Origin of the sequence: Robertkochia solimangrovi (assembly GCF_007279655.1) — a bacterium.
Classification (GTDB): domain Bacteria; phylum Bacteroidota; class Bacteroidia; order Flavobacteriales; family Flavobacteriaceae; genus Robertkochia; species Robertkochia solimangrovi.
Genome location: NZ_QKWN01000001.1, coordinates 629,698 through 646,708 on the forward strand (window position 1 = coordinate 629,698; position 17,011 = coordinate 646,708).

The 17,011-nt window shown below is 43.6% G+C and carries 16 protein-coding genes; 14 read left to right on the plus strand and 2 right to left on the minus strand.

Translation table 11 applies throughout. The annotated features are described in order from the left end of the window. The 4 genes from DMZ48_RS02730 to DMZ48_RS02745 are packed head-to-tail and all read left to right on the plus strand — an operon-like array spanning window position 1 to window position 3,607. A complete protein-coding gene (locus DMZ48_RS02730) occupies window positions 1-960 on the plus strand; it encodes a cbb3-type cytochrome c oxidase N-terminal domain-containing protein (RefSeq protein ID WP_143953555.1) in 960 nt (319 codons plus the stop codon). A 32-nt stretch (window positions 961-992) separates the two neighbouring features. Further along, entirely contained in the window at window positions 993-2,417 is a 1,425-nt protein-coding gene (ccoG, locus tag DMZ48_RS02735; protein ID WP_143953556.1) for a cytochrome c oxidase accessory protein CcoG, read from the plus strand. Between the two features lie 30 nt (window positions 2,418-2,447). Next, window positions 2,448-2,900 carry a FixH family protein gene (locus tag DMZ48_RS02740; RefSeq protein WP_143953557.1) on the plus strand — a complete coding sequence of 151 codons (453 nt, stop codon included), beginning with the start codon at window positions 2,448-2,450 and terminating at the stop codon, window positions 2,898-2,900. Then, complete coding sequence (locus DMZ48_RS02745) at window positions 2,900-3,607, plus strand: sulfite exporter TauE/SafE family protein (protein WP_143953558.1); 708 nt, start codon at window positions 2,900-2,902, stop codon at window positions 3,605-3,607. Before DMZ48_RS02740 ends, DMZ48_RS02745 begins: the two co-directional genes overlap by 1 nt. Before the next feature lie 57 nt (window positions 3,608-3,664). Here DMZ48_RS02745 and hemN read toward each other — a convergent pair whose 3' ends face one another. Together hemN and DMZ48_RS02755 are read right to left on the minus strand one after the other, a co-directional pair. After that, entirely contained in the window at window positions 3,665-5,032 is a 1,368-nt protein-coding gene (gene hemN / locus DMZ48_RS02750; protein WP_143953559.1) for an oxygen-independent coproporphyrinogen III oxidase, read from the minus strand. A gap of 277 nt (window positions 5,033-5,309) precedes the next feature. Continuing rightward, a complete protein-coding gene (locus DMZ48_RS02755; RefSeq protein WP_143953560.1) occupies window positions 5,310-5,471 on the minus strand; it encodes a DUF1328 domain-containing protein in 162 nt (53 codons plus the stop codon). Between the two features lie 339 nt (window positions 5,472-5,810). Between DMZ48_RS02755 and DMZ48_RS02760 the strand changes: the two genes are divergently transcribed. The 10 genes from DMZ48_RS02760 (at window position 5,811) to DMZ48_RS02805 (ending at window position 16,992) form a co-directional block, all read left to right on the plus strand. Further along, the gene (locus DMZ48_RS02760; RefSeq protein WP_143953561.1) at window positions 5,811-7,634 is read left to right on the plus strand and encodes a pyruvate kinase; all 1,824 of its coding nucleotides are present in this window, start codon (window positions 5,811-5,813) and stop codon (window positions 7,632-7,634) included. Window positions 7,635-7,848: 214 nt separating this feature from the next. Then, a complete protein-coding gene (gene kduI / locus DMZ48_RS02765; protein WP_143953562.1) occupies window positions 7,849-8,685 on the plus strand; it encodes a 5-dehydro-4-deoxy-D-glucuronate isomerase in 837 nt (278 codons plus the stop codon). A 5-nt stretch (window positions 8,686-8,690) separates the two neighbouring features. Continuing rightward, window positions 8,691-9,476 (plus strand): gluconate 5-dehydrogenase, encoded by a 786-nt coding sequence (locus DMZ48_RS02770; protein WP_143953563.1) that lies wholly within the window; start codon window positions 8,691-8,693, stop codon window positions 9,474-9,476. Between the two features lie 11 nt (window positions 9,477-9,487). Continuing rightward, the gene (gene uxaC / locus DMZ48_RS02775; protein ID WP_143953564.1) at window positions 9,488-10,909 is read left to right on the plus strand and encodes a glucuronate isomerase; all 1,422 of its coding nucleotides are present in this window, start codon (window positions 9,488-9,490) and stop codon (window positions 10,907-10,909) included. Between the two features lie 14 nt (window positions 10,910-10,923). Beyond that, entirely contained in the window at window positions 10,924-11,934 is a 1,011-nt protein-coding gene (locus DMZ48_RS02780) for a sugar kinase (RefSeq protein WP_143953565.1), read from the plus strand. A gap of 13 nt (window positions 11,935-11,947) precedes the next feature. Continuing rightward, window positions 11,948-12,613: a bifunctional 4-hydroxy-2-oxoglutarate aldolase/2-dehydro-3-deoxy-phosphogluconate aldolase gene (locus DMZ48_RS02785; RefSeq protein ID WP_143953566.1), complete on the plus strand. Its 666-nt coding sequence runs from the start codon at window positions 11,948-11,950 to the stop codon at window positions 12,611-12,613. A gap of 77 nt (window positions 12,614-12,690) precedes the next feature. Continuing rightward, on the plus strand, window positions 12,691-13,671 hold the full coding sequence (locus tag DMZ48_RS02790) for a TRAP transporter substrate-binding protein (RefSeq protein ID WP_143953567.1): 981 nt from the start codon (window positions 12,691-12,693) through the stop codon (window positions 13,669-13,671). 38 nt (window positions 13,672-13,709) lie between these two features. Next, window positions 13,710-14,180, plus strand: a complete 471-nt coding sequence (locus DMZ48_RS02795; RefSeq protein WP_143953568.1) for a TRAP transporter small permease — start codon at window positions 13,710-13,712, stop codon at window positions 14,178-14,180. Further along, window positions 14,180-15,475, plus strand: coding sequence for a TRAP transporter large permease (locus DMZ48_RS02800; RefSeq protein WP_143953831.1), 1,296 nt, complete (start codon window positions 14,180-14,182; stop codon window positions 15,473-15,475). The genes DMZ48_RS02795 and DMZ48_RS02800 overlap by 1 nt, the downstream gene beginning before the upstream one ends. A gap of 77 nt (window positions 15,476-15,552) precedes the next feature. Further along, on the plus strand, window positions 15,553-16,992 hold the full coding sequence (locus tag DMZ48_RS02805; RefSeq protein ID WP_143953569.1) for a tagaturonate reductase: 1,440 nt from the start codon (window positions 15,553-15,555) through the stop codon (window positions 16,990-16,992). Window positions 16,993-17,011: the final 19 nt, after the last annotated feature.

The window sequence follows — 17,011 nt, forward strand, 5'->3', positions numbered from 1 at the left end:
ATGAAAGATTTCTCATCCTATTTAAGAGTAATGTTAATTGTCGGACTGGTAGTGATCGGTGCCGAATATTTGATCGATTCAGGGAATAAACCTGCATTTATAGAATATCCTGAAGTATTGCTTTTTATCGTATTGTTCACAATCACCCTGATCGGGATCGAGGTTATGTTGAATGCCATGAACAATATTTCCGAAGCGATGATGACGGAAGAACAAAAGGCGATCTGGGAAGCCCGTAAGAAAGCTAAAAGTGCTAATGTATGGTATAAGAAGCTGTATCGCAAAATGACGGCTTCTACTCCTATAGAAGAAGAGGGTGAAATCATTCTCGATCACAATTATGACGGGATCAGGGAACTCGATAATTCCTTGCCACCCTGGTGGCTCTATGGTTTCTATGTGAGTATACTCTTTGCAGCCATTTACCTGGTACGCTTTGAGATCATGGGAGGCCAAAATCAATTTGAGGAGTATGATACAGAAATGGCAAACGCTAAAATTGCCATAGAAGAGTATAAGAAAACCGCAAAGGATCTGGTAGATGTGAATACCGTAACGCTTTTGACCGACGCTTCCGACCTGTCTAAGGGGGAAACCATATTTCAGACTAATTGTATCGCCTGTCATATGCAGGATGGTGGAGGAGGAATTGGTCCGAACCTAACCGATGCCTACTGGATCCTGGGCGGTGGAATTAAAAATGTATTTCACACCATTTCTGAAGGCGGACGTGACGGGAAAGGTATGATCGCCTGGAAAGCGACGCTGAAACCCTCGGAGATCGCGCAGGTAGCAAGCTATGTGCTGTCACTTCAGGGAACCACTCCGGCTAATCCGAAGGAACCGCAAGGGGATATATGGGAAGATCCGGATGCACCTGCAGTAACAGTGGAAGGAGAAACAGCTGCTGAAGAACCGGAAACCACGGTTACAGATAGTGTTTCGGTGGAGTCTAATTAGCAACAAATCATAAGGCTGCGAAGTTAATTGCCATGACTGAACAACAAGATCAGGAACATTTCAGGGATTCACTAGGTACGGTTACCAGCGAAGGAAAACGTGCCTGGGTCTATCCTAAAAAACCGAGTGGGAAATTCTATGATTACAGGAAGTGGGTCAGTTATTTTCTGATCGCCTTTCTTGTATTGGCTCCATTCGTTAAGATCAACGGTAACCAGTTTCTGTTGTTTAACGTTGTAGACCGCCGTTTCAATATCTTTGGATTCCCTTTCTGGCCACAGGATTTCTATCTCTTTGTAATCTCTATGATCATCGGGGTGGTGTTCATCACCTTATTTACGGTAGCATTTGGAAGGATATTCTGTGGATGGATCTGTCCGCAGACAATCTTTCTGGAGATGGTGTTCAGGCGCATTGAATACTGGATAGATGGTGATCGTGGCGCGCAGATGCGACTGGCCAGACAGGAATGGAATGCAGAGAAGATCAGGAAAAGAACGATTAAATGGACGATTTTTTTTATTATTTCCTTTGTGATCGCGAACATTTTCCTCGCTTACCTGATCGGTGGCGACCAGTTACTGGCCTATATGAAGGATGGCCCGGGAGCACATGCTACAACCATTGTTTCACTTTTGATCTTTACCGCGGTATTCTATTTCATTTTTGCATGGTTTCGCGAACAGGTATGTATCATCGCTTGTCCTTACGGAAGATTACAAGGGGTGCTCCTCGATAATAAATCGATCGTGGTGGCCTACGATCACAAGCGTGGTGAAGCAGAGAACGGACGTAAAAAGTATAGAAAAGGAGAAGATCGTGAACAATTAGGTTTCGGCGATTGTATCGACTGTTCACAATGTGTGCATGTTTGTCCGACCGGAATCGATATCAGAAATGGTACACAACTGGAATGTGTGAATTGTACCGCTTGTATCGACGCTTGTGACAGCATCATGGAAAAGGTGAATTTACCCAAAGGTCTGATTCGATATGCAAGTGAAGATAATATCGAGAAGAAAAAAGGATTTCGTTTTACAGCCAGATTGAAAGGGTATACAGCGGTTCTGGTAATTCTAATCGGGTTACTGACCGGTATGCTATTCCTCAGAAATGATGTTGAAGCCACGGTATTACGGCTTCCCGGACAATTATATGAGCATAAAGGAGAGCATATCATCAGTAATGTCTATACCTTTAAAATCATCAATAAGACGATCGAGGAGATCGATGACGTAACCCTGAAGCTTATCGAACCTGAGGGAGATGTTAAAATGGTTTCCGGACATAGTATGACCGTGCCAGAACAGGGTATGGCCCAGGGCACACTTTTCATTGAGATCGATAAGGCCTTGCTGGATGGAGATAATACCAAGCTCAAACTGGGCGTGTATAGCGGAGATAAACTTATAGAAACAACTACAACCACTTTTCTCGGACCCCGTAGTTACCGTTAACAGTGGTTGGAAGAATTAAAATTTTATGTTATGAAATTCAGAATTAATTGGGGAACCGGGATCGTTATAGCCTTTGTCCTTTTTATTGGCTTTATCATGTACTTTGTGGTATTGGTCAACACCGACAGCAGTTATGATCACGATCTGGTTACTGAGGAATATTACAAGAAAGAACTCGATTTTCAACATATGATGGAAAAAGAAAAGCGAGCACAGAAAGAAGGGATGGAGGTCACCTGGAACAAGGCAGAGGAAGGAATCTTATTACGATTCCCTGACAAGGTCGTTCCGGCCGGAGTAACCGGAAAAATTTATTTCTACCGCCCATCCAATAAGAAACTGGACTTTGAAGTGCCTCTTGCAGTTCAGGGTAGCACTGTATTGGTTCCCGGAGATAAACTGGTTGAAGGGCGTTGGAATATAACGGTGGACTGGCAATATGAAGGAGCTGAATACCTGACCACTGAAGAAATACGATACTGATGTTGTGGTCTGCGGTCATATTTGGTTTTTTAGGGAGCATGCACTGTATAGGAATGTGTGGACCTATTGCCTTTATGCTGCCGCTCGATCATGATCAGCCGGTCAGAAAGTTCATTCAGATGTTCACCTATCATTTTGGGCGACTGTTAAGCTATGGATTTCTGGGCGTGTTGTTCGGATTTGTCGGAAAGGGATTTTTTATGAGTGGAATGCAACAGCGACTTTCAATTGTGATAGGTGTTCTGATGATCCTGACCATACTTTTACCATTGCGTCGCATCTTTGGTAACAGGTTAAGCAATCCTTTGAGTCGTATTATCAGTTCCCTGAAATCTCAGATGGGTAAAACCATCAGGAAGAAACGATTTCAGGCACTTTTTACCATGGGTATCCTCAACGGATTCCTGCCTTGCGGATTGGTGTATATGGCGTTGTTCGGTGCACTTGCCGTACATGACCCGGGTATTAGCGGAATCTATATGATTCTGTTTGGAATCGGCACCATTCCCATGATGAGTGCAGCGGTCTATCTGGGGAATTTTATTTCGGTAAAAACCAGACAACGATTGCAAAAACTCATACCCGTCTTCGTAGTTCTGATCGGACTCGTTTTTATACTTCGCGGGCTAGGGCTTGGAATTCCCTATCTTTCACCGGCCGATATGAACCTTATGGTGAAAGCAAATCCCGAATGTATCGTTCCCTGATACCCTGATCAGGATTCTTTTTCTTTAATCGTATGTTTATAATATTGAAAATTCCGATCAGACGGTCATAGAAAATAGCTGTGTATCGGGTTTGTTTCGCTGCAGACGAAGGTCGAAAGCCATACAAATGTTGCGGACAAAGGCTTTTCCGATATCGGTTATGGTCAATTCGTTTTCTGAGATCTCGATGAGTCCGTCTTGCTGCATTTCTTTAAGTTTTGAAAGTACAGAAGGAAGTTCAGGAAATTGTTCGGCTTTGGTTTTCCAGGAGGTTTTCATCGCACACATCAGATTGAGTATATGTCTGCGGATCTTCAGATCTTCTTCAAGAAGCATGTGACCCCGATAAACCGGAATTTTACTTCTGGACACCAGTTCTTTATATTCATTGATGCCTTTAACATTTTGCGCGAAACCATTCCAGCAATCGCTGATACTCGAAGCTCCTAATCCTATTAGGATCCCTGTCTTAGAGGGTGTATAACCCATGAAGTTTCTGTGGAGTACTCCGTTTTTCATGGCGCCATACAGTGCATCTTCGGGTAGGGCAAAATGATCCATTCCGATCTCCTTATAATTGAGTTCTTCCAGTAGAATCTTACCGGTTTCATATAATATGCGTTTTTCGGGTCCGGAAGGAATATCATTTTCATCAAAACCTCTTTGTCCGTTGCCTTTGATCCAGGGTACATGTGCATAGGAATAAAAGGCGATACGTTCCGGCATAAGCGGAATAGTAAGATTCATAGTGTCGATGATATCACCCTTGGTCTGAAAAGGAAGTCCATATACCAGATCATGATTAACTGAGGTGTATCCGATCTCTCTTGCGGTGAGAGTAGCATTCTTTACGGTTTCAAAGGTCTGTACCCGGTTGATCGCTTTTTGTACGATCGGGGAATAGTCCTGAACACCGAAGGAAACCCTTCGAAATCCAACATCATATAAAGCCTGAAGGTGATCTCTTGTGGTGTTATTAGGATGCCCTTCAAAACTGAACTCATATTGAGGATGTCTGTCTGCAAGCGCCAGAATACCGTTGATCAATCTGGAAATCTGCTCCGGGGCAAAGAAAGTAGGTGTGCCTCCGCCGAGATGAATCTCGCGTATTAAAGGACGTTTATCAAATAATTCTGTATAGAGTTCCCATTCCCTGATCAGGGCATCGATATAGGGTGTTTCAACGGTATGTTGCTTTGTAATATGCTTATGGCAACCACAAAAGGTGCACAGGCTTTCGCAATACGGTAAATGTATATAAATACTTATGCCTTCCTCAGCATCTGAGGAGCGGAGTGATCTTTGGAAATTTGTTTCCCACAAATTCGAATCAAAAGTCGATTCATCCCAGTACGGTACCGTAGGGTAGCTTGTGTAACGCGGACCTGGGACATTGTACTTTCGCAATAACTCGTTGTTTGGCATAATGTGTTGATTTAAAAAACAAATCTATGCCGTTGTGAAAGTATAACAAATGACAATTGTCAGGATGGAGAGAAATATGGGCTAGAAAACTTTAAACACGTATCCTAAAAGCCAATATAAAATAATGAATACCACAATGGTACCAATACAGCCGCAGCGGCCGCCTCCGATTTTCTTAGCTCCCCACCCTGCAAGAATAGCTCTGATTAGTTTTTCCATAGAATTTTATTTGTCATTAACCGGTACAGGCTACCGGGAGATAATACATAACTCAAATTTATACACGTTTCTTACCGGTAACCAGAGAAACGATAAAAAGTACCAGAAAGATAAAGAACAGAATTTTGGCTATACCGGCAAAACTTTCTGAAATGCCTCCGAAACCGAAAATTGCGGCTACGATAGCCAAGATGATAAAAATGATCGTCCAGCGTAACATAATGTGTGGTTTTAGGTTAATAAATCACTTACCTGCAATGTGATCATTCGCAGGTAAGTTAAAGGTAATCATGAAGTTACGAAAAATTGAGGAAAAACAGGTTACTATTGAAGCCGGTATTCACATCAGTATGATTTCAAGATGGAAATATAAGATTGATACGTAGATGTTGTTGCTGTAGCCCAGTGGTTATTTTTGGAATTCATCATGAGTTATAGTTAACATTCAATGTGCTTCGCATTGTAGTATATATGTCTTAAATTCGTAGAACAGTTCATAATTCCCAAGCGATGACCTTCCGGAAGAACCAATCTGTTACGTATTTAAGCATGCTGAAAAGTGGGATACAACAAAGATAATATTGAGCAATTGTTATCCAGACTGGATTGGATAATTCAGGATCTGGAAACCGAGGAACCTTCCTTCAGAGAAAGTATAGATTCTGTGGCTCCCTGCCACAGGAAAAGTGCATTGAATCTGGTTCATTATACGACACTGAGAAAACATGATATCACGGAACTTCAACGCGGACTTCGCAAACTCGGACTTACCGGGTTTTCCCATGCAGAAGGTCATATCAAATGGAGCCTCGTGCGAGCACGATTTATTCTGGAACGTTTCCTTAACGGTACAGGAAGTGAGCCCGAAACCCGTGTAAATGTTGATAAGGCACATGAATTACTCACCGACCACACCCTATCATTGTTCGGCTCCAGAAGAGGGGGACGCAGGGTGCGGATCATGGTGACGCAACCCACAGAATCTGCCTTTGATTATGAATTGGTACATTCGATGGTGGAGAATGGAATGGATTGTGCACGGATCAACTGTGCACATGATGGGCCTGAGATCTGGGAAAAGATCATTGGAAATGTAAAAAAAGCTGCAGAAGAGGCTGGTAGAACGGTTAAGATCGCTATGGATCTGGCTGGTCCAAAGATACGAACCGGAATAGTCACTCCCGGTCCGCGGGTTATTAAGATTGGTCCAAAGCTGGATAAAAGGGGCCAGTTACTCGTTCCTGCAAGATTCACCTTCGTGGCTGAAGAACATCATGATTCGTCTACTGCATTCCTGCCCGTTGACGGAAGCTGGTTAAAGAAACTCAGGAAAGGTGACAAGATCAATTTCAGAGATACCCGCGGTAAAAAGAGAAAACTTACCGTTCTCAAAGTTCAGGATGGAAAGGCCATAGCCGATTGTAAAAAGCAGTCGTATTTAGAATCCGGAATACGATTAAAACGAAATGGTAATTCATTCCAGACCACAGTTATAGGTGAGATACCGGCACTGGAACAATCACTAAAACTCAAGGAAGGAGATATACTTCGCATTACAAAAGCAGTAACACCCGGCGAAAATGCAAAATTTGATGATCAGGGTAATCTGTTGGCTCCTGCTCATATATCCTGCCAGATGCCGGAAATTTTCGGAAAGGTAAAGCTGGATGAACCCGTACACTTTGATGATGGGAAGATTGAAGGACATGTACGTGAATCAACAGCGAATCATTTCGACGTAGAAATAACCCGTGCACGCATTGGAGGTGCCCAGTTGAAAGCGGAAAAGGGGATTAATTTTCCACAATCGGATCTTGGAATAAGAGGACTGACGGATGATGATGTGGAAGACCTTGCTTTTGTAGTGAAACACGCCGATATCGTTAATTTCTCTTTTGTGAGCAGTAAGCAGGATGTCGAAGATCTTTTTGCAAAACTTAAAGAATATGATGCTATGCAAAAGATCGGGGTGATTCTGAAGATTGAAACAAAACCTGCTGTTGACCGATTGCGTACTATACTTCTGACCGCGATGCAGACCTGTGATGTGGGTGTCATGATCGCCAGAGGTGATCTTGCGGTTGAAACCGGCTGGGGACATATGGGACTGGTGCAGGAAGAGATCCTGGCAGTGTGCGGTGCAGCACATATTCCCGTTATCTGGGCGACTCAGGTGCTGGAAAACCTGGCTAAAAAAGGACTCCCGTCCAGGTCGGAGATCACAGATGCAACCGCTTCCCTGAAATCCGAATGTGTGATGCTGAATAAAGGAACCTACATCAATAATGCCATACAATTACTGGATCAGATCCTGACGGAAATGGAAGAATATCGGGCTAAGAACGAGAAAATGCTTCCGAAGTATGAAGGGTATATGAATTGAAAATAAGCAACCTGTCTCCGGTTTATTAATTTGTGTAACAAAAGTGAAAGCCGGTTTAGAAAGGTTATTAAATTGAGAAATTCTTATATTATCAGTATGTAAAATGAAATTTATGCTAAAAATATAGGTAAAATATGACATTTTCATAGCTGATTTATGGTGGATTAAAAAATTAATATATATTTGTGTAATCGATTACATTAAAAATTGAACTATGACTAAAGTAGATTTCAGATACGCTTCAAATCCGGTAGATGCCAGGAGTTATGATACAGAAGCTATTCGCTCACACTTTCTGATTGAATCCTTATTTAAAGCTGACAGTATTCAGCTGACATATTCTATGTACGATCGTTATATCGTAGGTGGGGTGATGCCGGTATCAAAAGCGCTGAAACTTGAAACGATTGATGAATTGAAATCTGAAAACTTTCTTGATAGAAGAGAACTCGGAATTATTAATGTTGGTGGTGATGGAAAGGTTACCGTTGACGGAGAAACTTTCGAACTCAAAAAGAAAGAAGCACTTTATGTGGGAAAGGATAATAAAGAAGTGATCTTTGAATCGGCTGATGGCCAGCAGGCTTTATTCTACATAAACTCGGCACCAGCACATATGGCATTTCCAACCAAGAAGGTAGGTAAGGAAGACGCTGAGGTGATTCAGCTCGGGGATGAAAAATATGCTAATAAGCGTATTCTGAATAAACTGATCGTAAACAGTATTGTTGAAACCTGTCAATTGCAGATGGGACTTACTGAATTGCTTCCCGGAAACGTATGGAATACCATGCCGGCACATACCCATGCCAGAAGAATGGAGGCATATTTCTATTTCGATCTTGAAGAAGGGCAAACCATTTGTCATTTGATGGGAGAACCACAGCACACCAGACATATTTTCCTGCAGTCCAATCAGGCAGTATTATCACCGGAGTGGTCGATCCATAGCGGATCAGGTACTTCAAACTATTCCTTTATCTGGGGAATGGCAGGAGAGAATCTCGATTATGGAGATATGGATATGTGTTCACCTGACGAATTAAAATAACCGATATGGATCTATTTGATTTAACAGGTAAGCGCGCACTTATCACAGGAGGAACTCACGGACTGGGAATGGCGATGGCGGAAGGTCTCGCTGCAGCCGGAGCAGAACTGATCATCAGTAGCACTACTCCAGCCAAATTAAAGGATGCACTTGCGCATTACTCGAGCCTTGGTTACAAAGCATCGGGGTATCTTTTCGATATTACGGATGAAAAGGAGGCAGCGAAACAAGTTGCTCTGATGGAGGAAACTGAAGGTCCGGTAGACATTTTGGTAAATAACGCCGGAATCATAAAAAGAGTGATGGCCACCGATATGGAAATCGCAGATTTTCGCAGGGTTATCGATGTTGATCTGACCGGAGCCTTTATCATGTCGCAGCTGTTTTCAAAACGAATGATCGAAAGAGGGGGTGGAAAGATTATAAATATCTGTTCCATGATGAGCGAACTGGGAAGGAACAGTGTCTCGGCCTATGCAGCAGCAAAGGGCGGACTGAAGATGCTGACCCGAAGTCTCGCTACAGAATGGGCGAAACACAATATTCAGGTAAACGGGATAGGTCCCGGTTATTTTGCAACTTCACAGACTGAACCCATTCGAGTGGATGGTCATCCGTTTAATGATTTTATCGTAGGTAGAACCCCTGCAGGTAGATGGGGGAACCCAGAAGATCTAGCTGGGACAACCGTCTTTCTGGCCTCTAAAGCCAGCGATTTTGTAAACGGACAAATTATATATGTAGATGGTGGAATTCTGGCCACTATCGGTAAACCCGCCAATGAAAACTAAGTATCCGACCGATGAAAAATAACCCATCGTTTATACACGATAATTTCCTGCTGGAGAATACATACGCACAGCAATTATATCATGACTATGCATCTGCGATGCCGATCATCGATTATCATTGTCACCTGTCTCCAAAATCGATCGCGGAAGATGAGGTCTTTAAGAACCTTACCCATGTTTGGATCTATGGAGATCACTATAAATGGAGAGCCATGCGTGCCCTGGGCGTAAATGAAAAATTTATTACCGGAGATGCTACCGATGCAGAAAAATTCCAGAAATGGGGTGAATCTGTACCCTATACCATGCGAAACCCACTGTATCATTGGACGCATCTGGAGTTAGCAAGGTATTTCGGAATCACGGATCTGCTCAATGCAGATTCTGCTCCTGCTATCTATGAGAAAGCCAGTGGCCTCCTGAATACTTCGGAATACAGTTGCCGAAATCTTTTGAGAAAAATGAATGTTGAGGTGGTTTGTACAACAGAAGATCCGATTGATACGCTTGAATACCATCAGCAACTGGAGGGATCCGGATTGGAGATCCACGTAAGCACAGCTTTTCGTCCGGATAAGGCGATTCTGATTCATTCGGAAGGATATAATGATTACCTCAATCAGCTTGAAAAGGCCTCAGGGAAAAGTATTAATACGTATAAGGATCTTCTGGATGCCCTTGAAAGTCGTATTGCCTATTTCCATGATAACGGCTGCAAGCTTTCTGATCACGGCCTCGATTACCTGCCGTTTTCAAAAGGTAGTGAAAAGGAGTTGGTCGATATTTTTGCAAAGAGAAGAAAGGGAGGAGCGCTGACCATGGAGGAATCTCATAAGTTCCAGACGGGTATCCTATTGTTCCTTTCAGAACAATATCATAAACTGGGCTGGGTACAACAATTTCACCTTGGAGCTCTTCGGAATAATAACCGAAGAATGCTGAGTAAGCTGGGGCCCGATACAGGCTGGGATTCTATAGGAGATTTTGCTCAGGCAAGCAATCTGTCTGCATTCCTGAATGAACTTGATGGGAAGGATACACTTACCAAAACCATATTATACAACCTGAATCCCGCCGATAATGAAGTGATGGCTACCATGATCGGTAATTTTAACGATGGCTCGGTTCGAGGAAAGGTGCAGTTCGGTTCCGGTTGGTGGTTTTTAGACCAGAAACAAGGGATTATAGAACAATTGAATGCACTTTCCAATATGGGAGTCGTTAGTACCTTTATTGGAATGCTCACCGATTCAAGGAGTTTTCTCTCGTATCCGCGTCATGAGTATTTCAGAAGAGTGCTGTGTAACCTGTTCGGAAAAGAGATCGCAAGCGGAGAATTACCGGAAGATTTACCCTGGATCGGTAAGATCATTCAGGACATCTGCTATAACAATGCCCGAAACTATTTTAATTACCCAACTATTAAGAAATAAACACCGATATACTTTTGAAGAAAGTTGTTGCTTTAGGAGAAGTTCTACTTCGTTTATCCACCAAGGATTTCCTGAAATTCGCTCAGGCAGGTGAGTTCAATGCCGATTTCGGCGGAAGTGAATTCAATGTGGTTGCTTCGGCGGCCAATTTCGGAATGAAGGCCGGTTTTGTAACCCGTTTGCCGGATAATGATATAGGGAAATGTGCCCTCATGGAAATGAACCGATTCAACGTAGATACCGATAATGTTGTTTTCGGAGGAGACAGAATGGGAATTTATTTTCTTGAAAAAGGGGCTTCTATCAGAGGAAGTAAGATCATTTACGATCGTAAGAATTCCGGATTTGCAAGCCTTGAAAAAGGGATGATCGACTGGGAGAAGACCTTTGAGGGTGCGACCTGGTTTCATTGGTCAGGAATAACCCCAGGCGTTTCTCAGGGTGCAGCGGATGTATGTCTGGAAGGATTGAAGGCGGCTCGGGAGATGGGACTTACTATATCTACCGATTTTAATTATCGCGCTAATCTCTGGAATTATGGTAAATCTCCTTCTGAGATCATGGAAGAGATGGTCGGACTTTGCGATGTTGTTCTTGCGGGTGACTACGCTGCCAGTCAGTATTTCGGAATCGAAGTTTCCGGAAAGGATGAAGGTGAACGACAGATGTCGCTTTGTGACCAACTTCGTAAAAGATTTCCGGCTTTGAAATCGATCGCTATTACCACGCGTGGGAATATCAGTGCGTTGCACAATACCTGGTCTGCGGTGATCGATGTTGAAGGTATGCGATATGCTTCCAGTACTTATGATATAACACATATCGTAGACAGGATTGGAGCCGGCGACAGTTTTATGGGAGCACTGATTTACGGGCTTAACCATTTCGATCCGCAAAAGGCCATTGAATTTGCAGTGGCTGCATCAACTTTAAAACACACGATCTATGGAGATGTAAATCTTGTCACGCATCAGGAAGTTGAGGCGTTGATGGGAGGAGATACTTCCGGGAGAGTTAATCGATAAAAGAATAGATTCTATGAGTGAATTTAGCAGAATAGACGTGATACGTACCATGACCGATACCGGACTCGTACCCCTGTTTTATCATCCGGATAGCGAGGTGATGCAAAATGTCGTTCAGGCTTGTTATCGCGGGGGAGCCCGCGTCTTTGAGTTTACCAGTCGGGGAGCCTTCGCTCATGAGATTTTCGCTGAACTCAAGAAGTTTACAGCCAGAGAATGTCCGGAAATGATGCTTGGAGTAGGTTCTGTGACCGATGCGGCTGCCGCATCTTTGTACATGAATCTGGGAGCATCCTTTGTGATCACGCCGGTTTTCAGAGAGGATATTGCGGTCGTCTGTAACCGAAGAAAGGTCTTGTGGTCTCCGGGTTGTGGAACCCTGACCGAGATCGCAAAGGCAGAGGAGTTTGGCTGTGAGATCGTAAAGCTCTTTCCAGGTTCTGTTTACGGACCATCCTTCGTGAAAGCGATCAAGGGTCCTTGCCCATGGACCAGCATCATGCCAACAGGCGGGGTTACACCAGACCCTGATAATCTGAAAGGCTGGTTCAATGCAGGAGTTACCTGTGTGGGTATGGGCTCACAATTGATTACCTCCGAAATCATTGAGAACGGAGATTACGATGTGCTGGAACAACAGGTGCATCAGGTGCTGAAGACCATTGCCGGATTGCGGTAATACGAATCACCAGCCTATATCCGTATGAATTTCGGCTATAGGGAAACACCAACTGACTTAGACTTAGACTTTACATAATGAAAAACAAACTACTAATCTTGTTATCCTTGTTGGTAACAGGGGCTCTTGTGGGGTGCTCCCAGGGAAAACAACATCGCGTGATCAAATTAGGTCACGGGCTGGATGTAAACCATTCAGTTCATAAGGCGATGGTGAAGATGGGAGAAGACCTCGAAGAGATCTCCGGAGGGGAACTCACACTTGAGATCTATCCAAGCCAGCAACTGGGAACGGAAAGAGAATGTCTTGAACTCCTTCAGATCGGGAGCCTCGACATGACAAAGGTTTCTGTTGGGGTACTTGAAAATTTTGCGCCCAAGCTGAGAGTGCTGGGACTCCCATTCCTTTTTCGGGATAAAGAACATTGTTTTAAAGTACTGGACGGCCCCATAGGACAGCAACTGTTGAATGAAGGCGAAAAATACTGGTTAAAAGGACTCGGTTATTATGATGCCGGAAGTCGCAGCTTTTATACGATGACCAAACCGGTGAATACACCGGAGGACCTGAACGGGATGAAGATCCGTGTTATGGAAAGTGTGACTGCGATGGATATGGTACGTAATTTTGGAGGATCACCGACACCGATCTCCTGGGGTGAACTCTATACCGCTTTGCAACAAGGCGTGGTTGACGGTGCAGAGAATAATCCTCCCAGCTTCTATCTTTCGAGACACTATGAAGTATGTAAATACTATTCACTCGATGAGCACACCATGCTTCCGGATGTTCTGGTCGCTGGAACTCAGCTGTGGGAAAGCCTTAGTGAACAACAACGAAAATGGCTGAGTGAGGCAGTGAATCGTTCAGTGAGCTATCAGCGGAAACTTTGGGCCGAATCAGAAAAAGAAGCACTTGAAGCTGTTCAGGCAGCCGGGGTTGAGGTTATACGGCCTGATAAAGAACCCTTCGCTGAAAAAGTAGCCCCGATCTTTGAAGCTTATAAGGAAGATGCCGAAATGAACCAATTGATCGAATCCATCAAAAACACCCGCTAGAACTTTAACAGACTTTACAAATTAACCAACAGGAAACAATGAACACGTTACGAAAATCAATAGACACGATCCTGGGAAAGGTATTGGTGGTGATCATGGGAGTCATGGTGATCAACGTACTTTGGCAGGTATTCACCCGGTACGTCGTAGGTATACCCAGTTCCTTTACGGATGAACTGGCTCGGTATTTAATGATCTGGCTCGGGATACTCGGTGCAGCTTATGTATCCGGACGCAGAATGCATGTCGCAATCGATGTATTACCCGCTAAGGCAGGAGACAGAACGCAAAAGCGATTGAAGGTGCTTGTGAATATTCTCATTATTCTTTTTGCCTTCTTTGGCTTTGTGGTAGGTGGCGCAAGACTGGTGTATATCACCTATATACTCGGACAACAATCTCCTGCCCTGCAAATACCGCTGGCACTGGTTTACGTTGTTTTACCGTTGAGCGGACTGCTTATTATTTTTTACAAAAGTACTGACCTTCTAAACCCCGAAATATCATGATGGAATTTATCCCAATTATCGTTTTGGTGGTCAGTTTTCTGGTCTTGCTCGCTATCGGAACACCCGTGGCCTGGAGTATTGCCATCTCATCATTACTGACGATGCTGGTATCGATTCCGGCATTACCCGCCTACACCACAGTAGCACAACGGATCGGCGCAGGACTGGACAGTTTTGCATTGCTGGCTATCCCCTTTTTCATTCTTTCCGGACAATTGATGAACAAGGGAGGGATCGCCCAAAGATTGATAGAATTTGCTAAGACGCTCGTAGGAGCACTTCCGGGCGGACTTGCTTTGATCAATATCATTGCAGCCATGCTCATGGGAGCAATCGCCGGATCGGCTATGGCTTCTGCCTCTGCGATGGGAAGTATTCTCGGACCGGAGATGGAAAAGGAAGGATATTCGAAGGAGTTCGGTGCTGCGGTGAATATCACTTCGGCAACGACCGGATTAGTGATACCGCCGAGTAACGTGTTGATCGTGTATTCACTTGCCAGTGGAGGTGCCTCCATTGCAGCCTTGTTTCTGGCCGGGTATATTCCAGGAATCCTTACCGGACTTTTTTTAATGCTGGTAGCGATGTTCTGGGCTAAGAAGAAGAAATATAAAACAGGTAAACGGAGTTCTCTGAAAAGAGTAGTCAGAACCTTTGTAGACGCATTTCCAAGTCTTATGCTGCTGGTCGTTGTGATCGGCGGAATCGTAACCGGAATATTCACTGCAACAGAGGCCTCTGCCATCGCTGTACTGTATACGCTCATCCTCGGTTTTATCTATCGGGAAGTTAAGATAAAAGACCTGCCACAAATTCTGTTGGATTCTTCGGCAACCACAGCGATCGTAATGCTGCTGATCGGAGCATCCATGAGTATGTCATGGGTAATGTCTTATGAGAATATTCCTCAGAGTATCAGTGATGCGCTTTTGGGAATAAGTGATAATAAGGTAGTGATACTTTTGATCATTAACCTGATCCTGCTGTTCGTAGGAATCTTTATGGATATGACTCCGGCTGTACTGATCTTTACACCGATCTTCTTGCCGGTAGTGACCAAATTGGGGATGGATCCGGTACATTTCGGGATCATTATGGTACTGAATCTTTGTATAGGTCTATGTACACCACCTGTTGGCTCGGTATTGTTTGTTGGAGTCGGGGTCGCACAGACCTCCATTGAAAAGGTGATAAAACCATTGATTCCCCTGTTTCTGGCGATGATCGTAGCCTTGTTCCTCGTAACCTATGTGCCACAGCTCACCATGTGGTTGCCGGAATTATTCGATTTATAAAACAAAATATATAAATAATATTACGTGTTCTGTGAACACGGCGACAAGTTCGCTAAAGACAACTAAATAACAATCAAATGAAAGCATTGAACAGAAAAGAAGCCGGATTGGAAGAAAATTTACCGATCAGGGTTTTGCAGTTCGGGGAAGGTAATTTCCTGAGAGCCTTCGTGGATTATGCCATCCAGGAACTCAACGAACATGCTGGTTTTAACGGAGGCGTGGCTGTCGTTCAGCCGATCGACCGCGGACTCGTTAATATGCTTAACGATCAGGACGGACTCTACACCTTGTTTATGAAAGGCGTATCCAAAGGAAAGGTCATCGAAGATAAAAAACTGGTTTCATCAATCGTTAAGGGTATCGATCCATATACATCCTATGAATCTTATCTTGAACTGGCAAGGCTGGACACTCTGGATTTTGTCTTTTCCAACACTACAGAAGCCGGAATTTCCTTTGACGAAAAGGATACCCCGGAGATGACACCGCCAAATTCATATCCGGCTAAACTTACCAGGTTCCTGTTAGAACGCTATCGCCATTTTGAAGGGGCAGCCGATAAAGGTTTAACAATCATTCCGTGTGAACTCATCAATTATAATTCAGATACCTTAAAAGATATCATTCTGCAATACAGTGATCTTTGGAGGCTCGAAGAAGGATTCAGGAAGTGGATCATCCAATCGAACAGCTTTCACAATACATTGGTAGACCGTATCGTGCCTGGGTATCCTAAAGATGAAATAGAAGCCTATAACAGTCAACTTGATTATAAAGATAATCTGATCGTAACCGCAGAGGCATTCTTTCTTTGGGTGATCGAGGGGGATGAGGAATTAATGAAGAAACTTCCATTCGACCGAACAGATCTAAATGTTCTATTCGTAAATAATATGCAACCTTACCGCACCCGTAAGGTACGTATTCTGAATGGGGCACATACTGCACTGGTGCCTATGTCGATACTTTATGGGAATGTTACCGTAAAGGAGTCTGTAGATAATGCATTCACCGGTAAATACCTTCATGATACGGTATTCGAGGAAATCATTCCTACCCTTGATCTGGAAAGGAAGGAATTGGTTACGTTTGCAGAAGAGGTTTTCGATCGGTTCAGAAACCCTTTTATAAAGCACTTACTCGCCAGTATTGCTCTGAATTCGATCTCTAAATTTAAGGTTAGGGTACTACCGAGTCTTTTAAATTATATCGATAAATGTAATCGATTACCCTTAAATTTGTGTTTTTCCTTTGCAGCGTTGATCCGTTTCTATAAAGGAGAATGGCAGGGTGAGACGCTTCCTGTTAATGATAATGCGGAAATAGTCGCCTTTTTTAATGAGGTTTGGAAGGAAAATGATTATCTTATAATTACAGAGAAAGTATTGAAGAATGCTTCCTTTTGGGATGAGGATCTCTCCATGAGACCAGACCTGACGGAAGCTGTGGCAAAAGCGCTGGAGCTTATCGATACCAAAGGGATAGAAGGAGGATACCAGTCTTTCGTGAAATGATTCAATTAAAAAGTAACGT